The organism is Leyella stercorea, from assembly GCF_021531655.1.
The window spans coordinates 1-734 of record NZ_JADYUF010000112.1 but is presented as its reverse complement, the minus strand read 5'-3'; the positions used below and the strand labels follow the sequence as shown (position 1 = coordinate 734).

Genomic DNA, 734 nt, shown 5'->3' with positions numbered 1-734 from the left:
ACCCCCGACCCCTCCCCCGTAGGGAGGGGAGTTATATGCTTTGAAAACTTGGGAAGAGGAATAAAAGGGAAAACTCAAAATTCAAAAATCAAAACTCAAAATTGCCGTAGGCAACAATTCAAAACTCAAAATTCAAAACTCAAAATTCACTATATGAAATTCAACAGAATCCTTCTTAAGCTCAGTGGCGAGAGCCTTATGGGCAAACAGAGCTTCGGCATCGACCCGGTTCGTTTGGGCGAGTATGCACAGCAGATTAAGGAAGTACACGAAATGGGTGTACAGATAGGCATCGTTATTGGCGGTGGCAACATATTCCGTGGACTTAGCGGAGCATCAAAGGGTTTCGACCGTGTTAAGGGCGACCAAATGGGAATGTGCGCTACAGTTATCAACTCATTGGCACTCAGCTCAGCTCTTGGCGCCATCGGCGTTAAGACAAAGGTGCTCACAGCCATACGCATGGAACCTATTGGCGAGTTCTACTCTAAGTGGAAGGCCATCGAGGCTATGGAGAACGGCTACGTATGCATATTCTCAGCCGGAACCGGTTCGCCCTACTTCACCACCGACACTGGTTCAAGTCTGCGCGGCATTGAGATTGAAGCCGACGTTATGCTCAAGGGCACACGTGTTGACGGCATCTACACCGCCGATCCAGAGAAAGACCCAACTGCAACCAAGTTCAGCGACATCACATACGACGAGATCTACACTCGCGGATTGAAGGTGAT

The 734-nt window shown here is 48.8% G+C and carries 1 protein-coding gene; it reads left to right on the top strand.

Annotation, left to right across the window (positions count from 1 at the left end; all coding sequences use genetic code 11):
- Window positions 1-153: 153 nt before the first annotated feature.
- Window positions 154-734, top strand: a 581-nt coding sequence (gene pyrH / locus I6E49_RS14250) for a UMP kinase (protein ID WP_235403144.1), incomplete at its 3' end; no start/stop codon positions are given.